The sequence below is a fragment of the Exiguobacterium sp. s35 genome (assembly GCF_018617535.1).
GTDB classification, from domain to species: Bacteria; Bacillota; Bacilli; order Exiguobacteriales; family Exiguobacteriaceae; genus Exiguobacterium; species Exiguobacterium aestuarii.
The window spans coordinates 603,588-618,193 of sequence record NZ_JACSKI010000001.1 but is presented as its reverse complement, the minus strand read 5'-3'; the positions used below and the strand labels follow the sequence as shown (position 1 = coordinate 618,193).

The 14,606-nt window shown below is 47.7% G+C and carries 17 protein-coding genes and 1 pseudogene; 4 read left to right on the top strand and 14 right to left on the bottom strand.

Annotated features, from left to right (window positions below):
- Positions 1–56: 56 nt before the first annotated feature.
- Both KNO75_RS03195 and KNO75_RS03190 read left to right on the top strand, forming a co-directional pair.
- Positions 57–824 (top strand): transporter substrate-binding domain-containing protein, encoded by a 768-nt coding sequence (locus KNO75_RS03195; RefSeq protein ID WP_214819738.1) that lies wholly within the window; start codon positions 57–59, stop codon positions 822–824.
- Positions 821–1,834, top strand: coding sequence for a pyridoxal phosphate-dependent aminotransferase (locus tag KNO75_RS03190; RefSeq protein ID WP_214819736.1), 1,014 nt, complete (start codon positions 821–823; stop codon positions 1,832–1,834). Before KNO75_RS03195 ends, KNO75_RS03190 begins: the two co-directional genes overlap by 4 nt.
- 22 nt (positions 1,835–1,856) lie before the next feature.
- Here KNO75_RS03190 and KNO75_RS03185 read toward each other — a convergent pair whose 3' ends face one another.
- Positions 1,857–2,411: a maltose acetyltransferase domain-containing protein gene (locus tag KNO75_RS03185; RefSeq protein WP_285800641.1), complete on the bottom strand. Its 555-nt coding sequence runs from the start codon at positions 2,409–2,411 to the stop codon at positions 1,857–1,859.
- Positions 2,412–2,496: 85 nt separating this feature from the next.
- Between KNO75_RS03185 and KNO75_RS03180 the strand changes: the two genes are divergently transcribed.
- Positions 2,497–3,420, top strand: a complete 924-nt coding sequence (locus KNO75_RS03180) for a DUF7916 family protein (RefSeq protein WP_214788471.1) — start codon at positions 2,497–2,499, stop codon at positions 3,418–3,420.
- Positions 3,421–3,459: 39 nt separating this feature from the next.
- Here KNO75_RS03180 and hisIE read toward each other — a convergent pair.
- The 9 genes and pseudogenes from hisIE to KNO75_RS03130 all read right to left on the bottom strand — a co-directional run bounded on the left by hisIE (position 3,460) and on the right by KNO75_RS03130 (position 10,410).
- Positions 3,460–4,097, bottom strand: a pseudogene (gene hisIE, locus KNO75_RS15005) (bifunctional phosphoribosyl-AMP cyclohydrolase/phosphoribosyl-ATP diphosphatase HisIE).
- Positions 4,046–4,813, bottom strand: a complete 768-nt coding sequence (gene hisF / locus KNO75_RS03165) for an imidazole glycerol phosphate synthase subunit HisF (protein WP_214819731.1) — start codon at positions 4,811–4,813, stop codon at positions 4,046–4,048. The pseudogene hisIE and the gene hisF overlap by 52 nt, the downstream one beginning before the upstream one ends.
- A complete protein-coding gene (hisA, locus tag KNO75_RS03160) occupies positions 4,806–5,519 on the bottom strand; it encodes a 1-(5-phosphoribosyl)-5-[(5-phosphoribosylamino)methylideneamino]imidazole-4-carboxamide isomerase (protein ID WP_214816012.1) in 714 nt (237 codons plus the stop codon). Before hisA ends, hisF begins: the two co-directional genes overlap by 8 nt.
- A complete protein-coding gene (gene hisH, locus KNO75_RS03155; protein ID WP_214793906.1) occupies positions 5,497–6,084 on the bottom strand; it encodes an imidazole glycerol phosphate synthase subunit HisH in 588 nt (195 codons plus the stop codon). Before hisH ends, hisA begins: the two co-directional genes overlap by 23 nt.
- Positions 6,081–6,668 carry an imidazoleglycerol-phosphate dehydratase HisB gene (hisB, locus tag KNO75_RS03150; protein WP_214816009.1) on the bottom strand — a complete coding sequence of 196 codons (588 nt, stop codon included), beginning with the start codon at positions 6,666–6,668 and terminating at the stop codon, positions 6,081–6,083. Before hisB ends, hisH begins: the two co-directional genes overlap by 4 nt.
- Entirely contained in the window at positions 6,655–7,671 is a 1,017-nt protein-coding gene (locus KNO75_RS03145; RefSeq protein WP_214819729.1) for a pyridoxal phosphate-dependent aminotransferase, read from the bottom strand. The genes hisB and KNO75_RS03145 overlap by 14 nt, the downstream gene beginning before the upstream one ends.
- Entirely contained in the window at positions 7,668–8,885 is a 1,218-nt protein-coding gene (gene hisD / locus KNO75_RS03140) for a histidinol dehydrogenase (RefSeq protein ID WP_214793914.1), read from the bottom strand. The genes KNO75_RS03145 and hisD overlap by 4 nt, the downstream gene beginning before the upstream one ends.
- Positions 8,882–9,490 carry an ATP phosphoribosyltransferase gene (hisG, locus tag KNO75_RS03135; protein ID WP_214793917.1) on the bottom strand — a complete coding sequence of 203 codons (609 nt, stop codon included), beginning with the start codon at positions 9,488–9,490 and terminating at the stop codon, positions 8,882–8,884. Before hisG ends, hisD begins: the two co-directional genes overlap by 4 nt.
- On the bottom strand, positions 9,487–10,410 hold the full coding sequence (locus tag KNO75_RS03130; protein ID WP_214788501.1) for an ATP phosphoribosyltransferase regulatory subunit: 924 nt from the start codon (positions 10,408–10,410) through the stop codon (positions 9,487–9,489). The genes hisG and KNO75_RS03130 overlap by 4 nt, the downstream gene beginning before the upstream one ends.
- Before the next feature lie 110 nt (positions 10,411–10,520).
- Between KNO75_RS03130 and hisJ the strand changes: the two genes are divergently transcribed.
- Complete coding sequence (hisJ, locus tag KNO75_RS03125; RefSeq protein WP_214816003.1) at positions 10,521–11,339, top strand: histidinol-phosphatase HisJ; 819 nt, start codon at positions 10,521–10,523, stop codon at positions 11,337–11,339.
- Between the two features lie 151 nt (positions 11,340–11,490).
- Here the strand turns inward: hisJ and KNO75_RS03120 are convergent, their stop codons facing one another.
- The 4 genes from KNO75_RS03120 to KNO75_RS03105 all read right to left on the bottom strand — a co-directional run bounded on the left by KNO75_RS03120 (position 11,491) and on the right by KNO75_RS03105 (position 14,602).
- Positions 11,491–11,841 carry a hypothetical protein gene (locus KNO75_RS03120; RefSeq protein WP_214788506.1) on the bottom strand — a complete coding sequence of 117 codons (351 nt, stop codon included), beginning with the start codon at positions 11,839–11,841 and terminating at the stop codon, positions 11,491–11,493.
- 198 nt (positions 11,842–12,039) lie between these two features.
- Positions 12,040–12,615, bottom strand: coding sequence for a deoxycytidylate deaminase (locus KNO75_RS03115; RefSeq protein WP_214793923.1), 576 nt, complete (start codon positions 12,613–12,615; stop codon positions 12,040–12,042).
- 51 nt (positions 12,616–12,666) lie between these two features.
- Complete coding sequence (locus KNO75_RS03110; RefSeq protein WP_074034586.1) at positions 12,667–13,896, bottom strand: toxic anion resistance protein; 1,230 nt, start codon at positions 13,894–13,896, stop codon at positions 12,667–12,669.
- Positions 13,880–14,602: a 5-bromo-4-chloroindolyl phosphate hydrolysis family protein gene (locus KNO75_RS03105; RefSeq protein ID WP_214788511.1), complete on the bottom strand. Its 723-nt coding sequence runs from the start codon at positions 14,600–14,602 to the stop codon at positions 13,880–13,882. Before KNO75_RS03105 ends, KNO75_RS03110 begins: the two co-directional genes overlap by 17 nt.
- Positions 14,603–14,606 lie beyond the last annotated feature (4 nt).

The window sequence follows — 14,606 nt, the reverse complement described above, 5'->3', positions numbered from 1 at the left end:
TAATAATCATGCATATACACTTAGTCTCATCTACTACAGGGAGGCATTATACACATATGAAAAAATGGTTATTAGCAGGTACACTTATCATGAGCGCGGCTTTACTCGGTGCATGTAGTCAAGAAACAGAAGGTGAAGCGACAGAACAGAAAACACTCGTCATGGGGACGAGTGCCGATTACTTCCCATATGAATTCGTCGATACGGCAAATGGGGATGCGATTGTCGGATTCGATATTGAAATCGCAGAAACGATCACAGAGCGACTCGGCTACGAATTGAAAATCGAAGATATGGACTTCGGTAGCTTACTCGGGGCCCTCAATAGTGGCCGTGTCGACTTCGTCATGGCAGGAATGACACCGACTGAAGAGCGTAAAGAGAACGCCGACTTCTCAGATATCTACTTGTCAGCGACAAACTTGATTATGACGAAAGACGAGTCACTTCAAGCGATTGAAGATTTGTCTGGGAAGAAAATCGGTGTCCAAACGGCTTCGATTCAAGAAAACATCGCGAAAGAACAGGCTCCTGACGCCGAACTCGTATCATTGAACAAAATTCCTGAGATCGTTCAAGAGTTGAACACGGGTCGGATCGATGCGATGGTCATCGAAGATACGGTCGCTCAAAAGTATCTCGATCAAGATGACAGCTTCTATACGTTCGCATTGAAAGAGGATGGCGAAAAAGGATCAGCAGTGGCATTCAAATTAGATGATGAGTTACGCGACCAATTCAACGAAGAGTTGAACAAGATGATGGAGTCTGGTGAAATTGATGAATTGGTGAAAAAATGGTTTTCAATGGAGCCGACTGAATGAGACAAGTCAAGCTACCGATTTATCCCGTCGTCTATCCGACGGGACATCGGTTAAACCAAAATGAGAGCCAGTTCCCTTTACCTGTCCGAATCAAAAATCAACTGGATTCTATGACCTATCATGACTTACATGAATATCCTGTCGAACCGATTAATGAGTTGTTTGAACGTTACGCCACGTATGTCGGTGTGACACCCGAGCAATTACTCGTCGGTTGTGGGAGTGATGAGATGATCCATGTCGTAACGCAAGCATTGCTCGCTCCAGATGACATCGTCCTGTCCCCGACCCCTGATTTTTCGATGTATCCCATTTTCACGACAATCGCACACGGTCAACATGTTCAAGCCGCTGATTTATCGTATGAAGGCATCTTGGAGGCAATCGAGACGTATCATCCAAAACTTCTTCTTCTATCGAACCCGAACAATCCAACCGGAAAACTGAGGACCGTTGAAGAGTTGACGCACCTCGCCACACTCGTGCCGTACCTCGTGGTGGATGAGGCGTATATGGACTTCACACCTGATGCCAGCATGATCCCATTTATCGCGAAGCATCCAAATCTCATCGTCCTCCGTACGATGTCGAAAGCGTTCGGATTAGCGAACGTCCGAATCGGGTTCATGGTGACAAATAGCGAACTCGCACATTACTTCCGCCAATTCATTCCCCCGTTTAACATTAGCGGGGTAAGTGCAAAAATTTGCAACATCTTCTTAAAAGACGGGCATTATCTTCAAGAATCGATTGAATGGCATGAAGAGATGCGACAGAAATGGATGGTAGCTTTAGAAGCCATCGGTCAAGTCCTCCCTGCCTCGACGAACTTCTTGTATGTCGAGTTAGGGCAGCCTGAAGTCGTATGGTCACATTTGACTGCATTGAATGTACACACGTCGAAACAATCGACGGGGATTCGAGTGACCATCGGTGATGAGGCCGCACTCAAGCTTACACAACAAGCGATTCAGCAATACGTTGAATCGATGAACGTAAAAAACTCCTGAACCTCGTGTTCAGGAGTTTTTGTCAATCAATCGTTTTTATCACGCGCGCCGGATTTCCTCCAACGACTGTACGAGGTGCAACGTCTTTTGTGACGACTGCGCCAGATGCGATGACGGCCTCATCACCAATCGTCACACCCGGATTGATGATGGCCCCTCCACCAATCCATACCCGGTCGCCGATGGTCACCGGCTTCCCGAACTCATACCCAGAGATGCGCTCAATCGGATCAATCGGATGTGTCGCCGTATAGATATGTACACCTGGTGCAAGCATACAGTCATCCCCGAACGTGATGGGACAGATGTCTAGAAAGACACAGTCAAAATTCGCATAGAAACGTTCGCCTAAGTGGATGTTATACCCATAATCACATTTGAAGTTTGGTTCGATGTAATACGACTTTTTCGTCGATCCGAGTAACGCACTAAGAATTTCTTTCCGCTCAGTCAAATCATCAATCCCGGAACGATTAAATCGCTCGATCAATCGCCGGGCATGCTTCCGATCTTTAACGAGCGTCTCATCACCAGCTAAATATAATTCACCACGAATCATCTTCTCTTTTTCCGTCATCATGATCCCTCCTTAAAATCAGTATAGAGGATTTTTGAAGGCTTTAGGGAATAGAGACAAAGATGAGCAGAAGGAGGAAGATGTGATGAAACGAATTTTAGAATGTCGGGCAAGTGATTTTATAACATTTAATCGTCAAGATTTAGTCGGGTCGATTCGAAAGGCAGAAGGACGAACGGTCATGGCCGAGGTCATCCCGACCGTGCAACCGCTCTACCCAGAAGTGACGAACGCAGAACTGGCGCGAGCGTTCGGTGCCGACTTGATTTTATTGAACATGTTGGATGTGTTCCATCCTTATATTAAAGGACTTGAAAGTCATGCGTTGTTCGGAGATCTACCAGGTGATGAGATGAGCGACCATCCGATTTTGGAACTAAAAAGACTGATTGGATTACCGGTCGGTGTCAACTTGGAACCCGTCGACTTTTCAGAGAAATCGTCTGAGATGAATGAAGTGAAACGAGGCAGACTCGCTTCAGTTGAAGCGTTCCAAAAAGCATCTGAACTCGGAATCGATTTCGTTTGTCTGACGGGCAACCCGAATACGGGGGTCACGAATGAAGCAATCGAACAAGCCATTATCCGGGGGCGTCGTGAATTCGCCGGCGTCATCATTGCCGGAAAAATGCATCAGGCCGGTGTCGGCAACGTATTGGACCGCGACGCATACATTCGCTTTGTCGAAGCTGGGGCAGATATCATTCTATTGCCGGCTCCAGGAACCGTACCAGGTGTCCGTGAAGACTCCTTCCACGAACTCGTACAAGAATTGCAAGCGCTCGGGGCCCTCACGTTAGCAGCGATTGGGACGTCTCAAGAAGGAGCTGATGTGGCGACTGTTCGTGACATCGCACTCTCTTCGAAACGAGGCGGCGCGGATATCGTTCATATCGGCGATGCCGGATTATCTGGGATTGCCGTACCTGAAAACATTCAGGCACTCTCGATTGCCATTCGCGGACGGCGTCATACATACATTCGCATGGCCGCTTCGGTCAATCGATAACACAAAAAAGGGAAGGAGCATGTCTCCTTCCCTTTTCGTTTACCATTCCGTGACGTCTCGACGCGGCTTCGCCGGTGTCGTCGTTCCATGACGCTTGGCAAGTAACGCCTCCACATCCTCTAAACGAACACCTTTGGCTGCTAACAAGACGAGTAAGTGATACAGAAGATCTGCTGACTCTTCGACCAAGTCTTCATCCGTCATGGCAGCAATGACAACCTCGAACGATTCTTCACCAAACTTCTTAGCGATTTTTTCAACACCCTGTTCCAACAAGTACGTCGTATAAGAACCTTCTTTCGGTTCTGCTTTTCTAGATTGAATCAATTGCTCCAATTCATGAATCATACGCTCACCTCCGTAAAGAAACAGCTTCGATTCCCGGTATGACACGTCGGACCGTTCGCATGGACACGAACGAGAAGCGCATCCTGGTCACAGTCGACGTGAATGCTGACGACGTCAAGTGTATTCCCGCTCGTCTCCCCCTTCATCCACAGCCGATCTTTCGATCGGGACCAAAACGTGACGACTCGTTCACGAAGTGTTTGTCGGATTGCCTCATCGTTCATATATCCTAACATGAGGACCTCCCCATCCTCTTCTGAAACGATGATGGCGGGGATTAGTCCATTTTCGTCGAAACGAACCGCATCGGCAAGTTGTGACTCGTGCATACGTGCTTCACCTCTTCTACTGTCGTTTTTCGGTCATGTAAGATGGAGGCAAGAAGAGCGGCATCGACTTTCTCAAGCGCCTCGACTACGTGCTCGGCATTCCCTGCACCACCGGAAGCGATAATCGGAATATCGACGACTTCGCGGAGTTGTTCTAAAATCGTCAGGTCATATCCGCTCTGCTTCCCGTCTTGGTTCATGGACGTGACAAGAAGTTCACCCGCTCCAAGTGCGGCCACTTGTTTCGCCCATTCGACTGCCAACAGCTCGGTTTTCTGTTTACCGCCATATGTGTAGACGTAGTACGCCCCGTCTTCAAACTTCACATCGATCGCCACGACGATACATTGTGATCCGAAACGATCCGCGGCTTCACGAATGAGACTCGGAGATTCGACAGCGAGCGTATTCAATGATACTTTGTCCGCTCCTGCTTTTAACAGTGAAGAGATATCCTCAAGCGAACGAATCCCTCCACCGACCGTCAACGGAATGAACACTTTTCGTGCAACCGCACTGACGACATCGAGCATCGTCTGTCGGCGTTCCGTACTTGCCGTGATATCGAGAAAGACGAGTTCATCTGCTCCCGACTCATCGTAATATTTCGCAATTTCGACCGGGTCGCCAATGTCTCGTAATTGAACGAATTCAATCCCTTTGACGACACGACCTTCTTTCACATCGAGACATGGAATAATTCTGCGTTTAAGCATAACGCGCCTCCCATTCAATCAGTTCATCGATACTTACTTTACCGGAGAGGAGCGCTTTGCCGACGACCGCCTCATCAATCTTGGCCATCTTCAGTTCTTTCACGTCCTCTTCCGTCGTCACACCGCCTGAAGCGATCAGGGTGACGTTGACGATTTGCCGTAACGCCTTCATGCGGGAGACGTTCGGTCCGTTTAGTTTCCCGTCAGAACCGATGTCCGTATACAAAATCGTCTCGATTCCTCGTTGGACGAGGTCTTGGGCGACAGAGATATCATCGAGTTTCGTCGCTTCCTGCCAGCCGTTGATAGCGACTTTCCCATCATACGCATCGAGTGCCACGGCGACTCGATTGCCGTACTTCTCGATAGCCCGATCCAAAAAGTCAGGGTCCGTGAACGCCTTCGTCCCTAAAAGGACGCGGTCCGCACCAGTTTCCATGACCGCATCGAGTGAGGCTTCTGAACGAATCCCGCCCCCTGTTTGAACGAGGAATCCAAGAGACTTTGCATAGCGAACGACGTCTAAGTGACGTGGCTCACCTGCTTTGGCCCCTTCTAAATCAATCAAGTGAATCATCGGAACTTTTCCTTGCCATTCCTTCAGTAGCTCATACGGGTCACCATATTGTTCTTCTGTCGAAAAATCACCTTCCGTCAAACGGACAATCTTTCCTCCGATTAAATCAATGGCGGGTAGTAATCTCACGTTCGACCGCCTCCTTCCATTCTTGAAGTAAACTGAGACCGAACGTCCCACTTTTTTCTGGGTGGAACTGCATGCCCGTCACGAGCCCTTTTTGAACAATCGCCGGAACTTTCTCACCCATGTATTCAGCCGCTGCCACGATGTATTCGTCATCCGTCACCGCATGGTAAGAGTGGACAAAATAGACATCCTCGTCCCGAAGGATCGAGTTCCATCCAACGTGTGGGAGCCGCTTCGCACGCATACGTTCTACAGTTCCCGGAATCAAACCGAGACCTTTCGTCGGCATCCCTTCCGTGCTTGAGTCAAACAAGAGCTGCATCCCGAGACAAATGCCTAAAAACGGCTTTTCTGTCGCCATTTGTTGCAGTAACGGGATAAGACCTGTCTGTTCGAGTGATTGCATCGCTTGTGGGAAAGCACCGACACCAGGGAGTAAAATGGCGTCCGCTTCTTCAATTTGCCTCGCATCATTCGTGATCACGACATAACAGCCGATAGCTTGTAACGCACGTTCGACGTTGAACACGTTTCCCATGCCATAATCGATGACAGCTACTTTCATCCTTCGATCCATCCTTTCGTAGAAGGGAGTCGGTTCGTCCCATCGCTCGAGACCGCCTCGGCGAGTGCCCGACCGAACGCCTTAAACAACCCTTCAATCATGTGGTGTGAATTCGACCCGTAAAGGACGGCGAGGTGAAGCGTGAGTCGACCGTTCATGGCGACGGCACGGAAGAACTCCTCTGCGAGTTCTGTGTCAAAATCGCCGAGCTTCGGATTGCGAATCTCCGCCTGATAGACAAGGTAAGGGCGCCCTGACACATCGACGACCGCTCGCGCGAGCGTCTCATCCATCGGCATGTAGCTTGAGCCATAACGACGAATCCCGACTTTGTCCCCGAGAGACTTCGCAATGAGTTGCCCGAGCGCGATCCCGACATCCTCGACCGTATGATGGGCATCGACCCATGTGTCGCCTTCTACTTTCACGTGTAAGTCCATCTGACTGTGAAAGGCGAGCAACGTCAACATGTGGTCAAAAAACCCGACCCCCGTCTGAATGGAACTCTCCCCTGTTCCGTCTAGATTTAATTGAATGTCTATTTTCGTCTCTTTCGTCTCACGTTTTAGTTCAGCTGTTCTCAACAGAATTCACCTCTTCAATCGTTTGTCGAATATAGGCATACGCTTCGTCTGTTCCCGCACTGACACGTAGCCCATCAGGAAACGCGCGTACATGGACTCCATTCTCAAGGAAGCGAGATGCCCATTCTTCACTATCATCCGCTTTGACATAAATGAAGTTGGCACGGCTCGGTAAAATCTCACCGATTGGTCGTAACAACTCCGTTAATTTCTCACGTTGCGCCGTATGGAACTGAATCGACTCCTGAATGTATGATGCATCTCGTAAGACGACGTTCGCGACAGCGGCACTGAGTCCACTGACGTTGAACGGCGAGCGGAATCGGTCGATTTGTTCGATGATCTCCTCTGAGGCAATCATGAAACCAATCCGAAGGTTCGCTAAACCGAACGCCTTCGATAACGTCCGTAGGATGATGACGTTCGGGTGCTCGTTCAAGCGAGACACAAATGAGTCGTCCATCGTGAAATCGATATACGCTTCATCCACGACGAGATACGGGACGCGTGCCGCAATGTCCGAAAGTTGTTCAAGCGTCCACATCTTGCCTGTCGGGTTGTTTGGATTCGAAATCAGAACGAGCTTCGGTTTGATTGATTGAATGAGCTCGACGAGTGTCTCATAGTTCAATCCGTTCGCATCAGGTTGGATGAATTGGCCTCTCGCGATTTGAGTATAAATGCCATACATCGAAAAGTCAGGTGCCGGAGCGAGGACACGGTCCTCTGTATCTAAGATCGCCTGACTTAAAATTGCCAACAGTTCATCGCTTCCGCTTCCGACCATGAGTTGTGTCGACTCGACTCCTGCATAGGTCGCATAACTCGCTTTTAAAGCAATCAACTCGTCGACCGGATAACGGCTTAGTGCCTCAAGTGATACGTCACGAATCGCTTGTTTCAATCGTTCTGGTAACGGATATTGGCTCTCATTTTGATTGAGAGCGAACCCACTCACGGCATGCGGCACATAGCGCGGGATGTTCTGATAATTTCGTCTCATACGTCCTCCATCCGAACAGCCATTGCACGGGCATGTCCTTCTAGTTGTTCTTGTTTGGCGATTCGAATCGCCGCCTTCGTAATCGTCTCATCGAGTTCTGTCATCTCAAGGAACGTCTGACGGCGATAAAAGTCGTCGACGGACAATCCACTCGAGAATCGCGCTGTCCCACTCGTCGGTAAGACGTGATTCGGTCCAGCGATATAATCTCCGAACGCCTCAGCTGCCTCGTGACCGAGGAAGAACGACCCACCGTGACGAATCGACTTCATCAATTGCTCCGGGTCTTTAACGGCTAACTGGACGTGCTCGGCAGCCATTGTGTTCGCATACTCGATGGCTTCCTCTAGCGATCGATACAAGACACCGCCACGCTTCAACGCTTCTCTTGCGATGTCCTGTCGTGGTAAGAGCGCGAGCTGTCGTTCAAGTTCTCGCTCCACTTCATCACGAAGCGTCTCTGTCGTGACGAGTGCGATTGCTGTCGCTTCTACGTCATGTTCTGCTTGTGCGAGAAGGTCAGCCGCGACCCACTTCGGATTCGCCGTCTCATCGGCAACAATTAACACTTCAGACGGTCCGGCAACGGAATCGATGCCGACGATGTGCGACACGAGTGCCTTCGCTGTCGCGACATACGCATTGCCCGGTCCTACAATCTTATCAACCGGGCGAATCGTTTCTGTCCCATATGCGAGTGCAGCAACGGCTTGTGCGCCTCCTACTAGAAAACATTCATCAGCTCCTGCGATTTTTGCTGCGATCAAAAGCGAAATATCGATTCCATCTGCTTTTGGAGGGGTGACCATGACCACTCGTTTGACACCGGCGACTTTCGCAGGAATGATGTTCATCAGGACGCTCGACGGATAGACAGCTGTCCCGCCTGGCACGTAGACACCGACCGAATCGAGTGGCATATAACGTCGACCGAGTCGGAACATCGTATCTTCAAACACATCATCTTGCCGTACTTGATGAGAATGGAACGCACGAATCCGTTCTGCTGCCAATGTCAGCGCTTCAGTTAATTCGGCATATGCTGCCGGCGGGGTGAAGCGAGACAAATCGACTGATTCGATTTTGTCGACGCCATCGAATTGACGCGTCCATTCAAGTAGCGCTTCGTCTCCACGGGTTTCAATCGATTCGACGATTGGTTTCACGGCCTCGGCCCATGCTTCGCGACGTGATCGATTCGTTTCAGTGCTCATGCGTCTCCCTCCTGACTCAGCTTACGGATCCATTCCTTCAATTCGTCAGGCTGTTCCGCCAAAGCCGTTTCACTCGTAATGAACTTTGCATTGATTGAAAAGATTGTCTCATACTCCTCTAAGTCGTTCGCTGCCAACGTCGCACCCGTCTCGACGATATCGACGATGCAATCAGCGAGTCCGGTTAGCGGAGCAAGTTCGACCGACCCATTCAACGCGATGATTTCAACGTTCTGTCGTTTCGAAGCAAAGTGTGAGATGGCGATGTTTGGATATTTACTGGCCACTTTTAATTTCTTTGTGCCATTACGTCGAACTTTAGGGCCACATACGGCCATCCGACAACGTCCGAACGGTAAATCGACGACTTCGAGCACGCCAGGTGTTTTTTCTCGTAGAATATCTCCCCCGACGATTCCGACATCTGCGGCACCGTGCATCACATATTTATAGACATCGTCCCCTTTGACGAAAATAAACTCATGATCCCCTGCCTGTACCGTCAGCTCACGTCCACGCTTTTCCGGCCATACCGGCAAATCTTTTTCTACAAAAAATTGACGGGCTGCTTTTTCAATTCGTCCTTTTGCGACCGCTACCTTCATTTCATCACCTCATCTAACTGTTCTAAATCGAGTGACATGCCGAACGCTCGTCTCGAGTGTCCAAAATGTCCATATAGGGAATCGTATCGTCCACCTGAAAGGACTCGCTTGCCTTCAACGCTACCCGTCACCGTCAAACCAGAATAGTAATCAAAGTCTCCCGTTTGACCGAAGTCATATGACACCTCTAGTCCGATTGAGCGCAAGTGTTGTACGGCATCATCGACTTCATCAATGGCATCTTTTAAAGAATCCGGTGCCTCGGCACGTAATTCTTCAAGTGCAGCGTTCCCAATTAAAAAAGGAAGCTTCGCAATCAATGGATACCGATACGTCTCAGCTAGTTCGCGTAATGACTCTAAATTTCGAAGCGCCAAGATTTTTCGGAATGTGCGTTCCTGTATGCCCGTCTCTTTCGCGATTAACGAGATGACAGCCGCTGATCCGATTTTTAATGTCAAACGATCTTTTGGAAGGACTCCTTCAGTCATATCGAGAAAAGATTCAATGAGATGACTGTCTTTCTCTTCACCGTCGACCCACTCGAGTCCAAGCTGTTGGCGTTCATGCGGTTGACCTGAATGCTTGACCGTCCGACGATAGACAGCTCCGGCGTAGGCGACACGCATCGGTTCATGACCGTCTGCTAGCTTTCTAGCAATTTGAAGTGTATAGTCAGGGCGCATGACAAGGAGTTCCCCGTCATTCCCGAATAAACGATAGTAGGCCGACTCGTCAAAGAGCGCCAAATTTTGATAATGCGAATAGTATTCGAGTAGCGGTGGGTCGATGACGGCATAACCGCTCGCCTCTGCCTTCTCTAAAAATGACAGCATCCAACGCTTTGGTCGAATGACATCTCCTGATTGAAGTTCATACCATCCTTCTGGAATCGAACCTTTTGAATTTGACCAAATCATGAAAACCACCCTTTATCTTATTATCACTTTACCAAACTAAAGCAGTGTGTTAAATTTATCAAACAGAGCAACACCTGTCAACCAATTGAACTGAAAAGGACGTGTAACGGATGTTTAACTTTACCCATGATGGTCATGTGCATACCCCATTTTGTCCACACGGCACAAAAGACCCGATTGAACTATATATTCAAGCCGGAATCGAAAAAAGCCTGCAAACAATGACGTTCACAGAACACGCGCCGTTCCCACGATCGTTTATCGATCCGGTCCCGAACCAAGACTCAGCAATGTCCATCGATCTACTTCCTGAATATCTCGATACATTACAGCGGATGAAACAACACTTTAAAGATGTCATCGATATAAAAGTCGGGCTAGAAGTCGACTTGTTGCCACACCTTGAGGAAGAGACAATCGCTTTATTAGAACCTTTTGCACCATTGCTTGATGAAGTCATTTTGTCACAGCACTTCTTATATGTAGATGGCATATATATGCCGATTGATTATTCTGCTGAGACGTTTGATGAGCTAGTCACAGCGCTCGGCTCATTCGAAAATGTGATGAAAGCTTATTATGAGTCAATCGAACGCGGCCTTGGATTCCCATGGGAAAACATCAACGTCGCTCGGATTGGACACATTGATTTACCGATCAAATATCAAAAAAATTATGAATGGGACCGTTCACATGTAAAAGAGGAAGAGGAACGTCTCTTACTAGCGATTGCTGATCGGGGCTTCGGACTCGATTTCAACACGGCGGGATTAAGAAAGCCTGACTGTGGCGAGCCGTACGTCGCAGGACTTGCAAAGAGCGCCAACCGACTGAACATCCCTTTCACGTTAGGATCAGACGCTCACCTCGCTAACGATGTAGCAGCCGGATTCGACCTCATTGCACAAAAAAAAGCCACGTTCCTATGAACGTGGCTTTTTGACAGCGATCTAGCTATCTAGATCCCCATGCTTATGGTTGACAACGATATGGCATTCCATTTCTTCATCTGTAAACATCATACCATAACAAAAAATAGATGCAATAAAAAATTGGGTGAAATAGTTCACCCAATTTAAATCACATCGCTGCGTATAAAGTTTTCAAGTCATTCGTCGCCGCTTCATCCATTTGAAGTGCCACGAGTTCAACGTATTGAAGTGCTGGATCTTGATCTTTCGACAAAGCGACGATTTCAGCGGCTGCCTTGTCTAATGCCAACAAGATTCCCGAGACGCCAAGTGTCGGATAATATCGAAGGAGTGCACGAACGTGTTTGATTTCTGATACTTCATTTCCGTTAATGGTTAACGATTTGACTGCCAATTCCTGATGCATGCCAATCGCAAATTTATCTTCCCACACTTCTTCAAGTGTGATTAACGCTTCCACTTCATATGCACCATCTGTAAAGCGAACGAGTTTTTCCATAATCAAATTCCCCTCTCCTGAATCTACTTTCATTATATAAGAGATTTCAAAGAGTATATTGTGAAATATTGAACATTATGTGTAAAGTTTGTCTCACTTCATTTTGAACAAAAAAAGGCCCCTCCGAGGAGGGGCGAATAATGGAAGAGTAAAACACCATTGGCAGTACATTAATAATATATCATCTAATGAAAACGTTTACAATGTATTTTTGTACATTTTTTCAAGTGGCATATGTAACACTTCAATCCCACTTTCACGCATCAACTCTAAACCGTCACCATGCTCATAACCGACCGCATAAACGACGCGTGCAACGCGTGCTGCAATCAGCGCAAGGGAGCAGGCATGACAAGGTGAATGGGTAACATATGCCGTCGCACCGAACGCATTCGTCGAGTCGGCAGCCAATTTTCCAATCGCATTGATTTCCGCATGAATCTCATGTTGCTTCGACCAGTGATGATGGTCATATGGGTCCGTACATTTGATATAAGTTACACCATTACGGATGAGCCGAGCTGGTTCGTTGATCATATCGAGGTCCGTCGACGCAACATAGTCGGTATGTTTATAAAACCCATCTTCTTGCTTGATATAGATTTCATTACAATTCGTATGACCAGACGGTGTGCCGTTTAGACCAATTGAGATCGGCTTTTCATCTTTTACGATGACACAGGCAACACTCTTAGATGCACACTTTGAGTGTCGTTCAGCCATCATATCGGCAAACAATAACCACGTCTCGTCCCACAATCGTTGTTTCTCCATGTAAGCCCCTCCTCGTAGAAAAGGAAAGTCTGATTGCTCAGACTTCCCTTCTTAATATCCAGTATCTTTAGGTAGTTCTTTATTTTTAGAAGCAATCTCGATGACTTTCTCTTTAAGCTCATGTTCCATCCGATCAAGTTCACGCTCAGCGTCACGACGCTTTTGTTTCCCTTCTTGTTGAATGCGTAACGTTTCATCCAACGTCGAGAGTAAATTCTCGTGGGCGACTTTAAGTGACTCCACCGACACAATCCCTTTTTCATTCTCTTGAGCAATTTCAATTGAAGAGTCTTTCAACATCTTCGAGTTCTGCTCAAGCAACTGGTTGGTCGTCTTCGTCACATCCTGTTGCATGCGAAGTGCCGTCTTCTGACGGGTCAAGCTGAGTGCAAGGACAACTTGGTTTTTCCAAAGAGGAATCGTGTTGACGACCGCTGATTCGATTTTCTCTGCAAGGATTTGGTTATTCTGCTGAATCACTCGAATTTGTGGTGCCATTTGAAGACTGATCGTACGACTCAATTTCAAGTCATGTAACTTCTTCTCGAAACGGTCTGCCAATTGAATCATATCGTTCAATTGTTGAAGCTTAGACTGATCTTTTGAAATTTCCACTTCTTGACGAAGTGGCGCAATCTCATGTTCACGTACATGATCAAGCTTCGTCTCACCCGCAGCGATATAGACGTTCAACTCTTCGAAATATCGCTTATTCTTGTCGTACATTTGATCGAGCATCGTGATGTCTTTCATGAGCCCGAATTTGGCACGATCGAGGTTATGAATGACTTCTTCCAAATAGACGTTCATTTTTTCAAATTGAAGCTTGTAGTTTTCAGCCTTCTTCTTTGCGCGACCGATGAGCGGGATGTTGTCCATGAAACTTTTCTTTTCCGGCTGAAGCATGTCTGGATCCATCTTTCGGACGTTTTGCATCAAGTCAGACAATAATTTCCCAGCATCCCCGCCGTCTTTCATACGCACTTCCGTCAAAATCTGGTCAGAGAATTGTGAGAGTTCACGTTGGACATTCGAGCCGAACAGCATGACTGAATCCGTCTTTTTAATATCGATGGACTCCGCCAATCGCGTAATTCGCTCACGATGCTCTTGAGGTACGTCTGGCTTGGCTTGAATGGCAGGTACTTCATGAGGTTGTGAAACAGATGACCACTCCACAGAAGGGTCACTAAACCCCTCTGTTTCGGTTTTTGTTTTCGTATCAGATGTCAGCTCTTCTTCCGGCCATGACTGCCAGTTCGTTTCATTCGATGAAGTCATGTTTCTTTCTCCCTTCCGGCTGATCAGATAAGACTCGCTCCATCATGATCAGTTCACGTTCAAAGTCTACGGCGTCATCTTCAAGAAGACGTCCGCGCTGTTCTTTAAATTTATCGACAATTAGTCGCATATTCGTGATTAATTGCTCTCGAGTCTCTTCTTGAATAACGACTCGTTTTCCTTCAAGTTCTTTAAATTTCAAGACGACCGAGACGAGGGAATCTAAGTAGAATGTGAACAAGTCTCGAACATGTTTCGCGTCTTGCGGGTTTTCGAAAAGTTCTTCGAACAATTCATGCGCTTCTTTTGAGACAGCTTTCATTTCACGCCGTACTTCCACATCTTTAATTTCAGGAAGGACACGGTCAATCTGTTGCAACTTCTCATAACCTTGTTCAATCGTCCGTTGCAAAAATTGAAGCTCTAAATCGTCTGTCGCCTCGAATTGACGTGCTGGGACAGGCTCTTCAATCGGTTTAAGGATTCTTGAACCCGTGAATGGTTCGTCCTCATCAAGCAACAGTTTTTTCTTGGCACGTTTCGCAACCGTTGTCGGTGTGCGTTGACGGTTTTTGCGCTTGTTCGTCGACCAGACTTCATTCAAGACGAGCGCCCCTACGATAATGAATAACCAGGAGAAATCGAATACGTTGATGGCAAAGTATATGACCGCCCCTGTCAGGGCCCATTTCATCCATGTTTTCATTCTT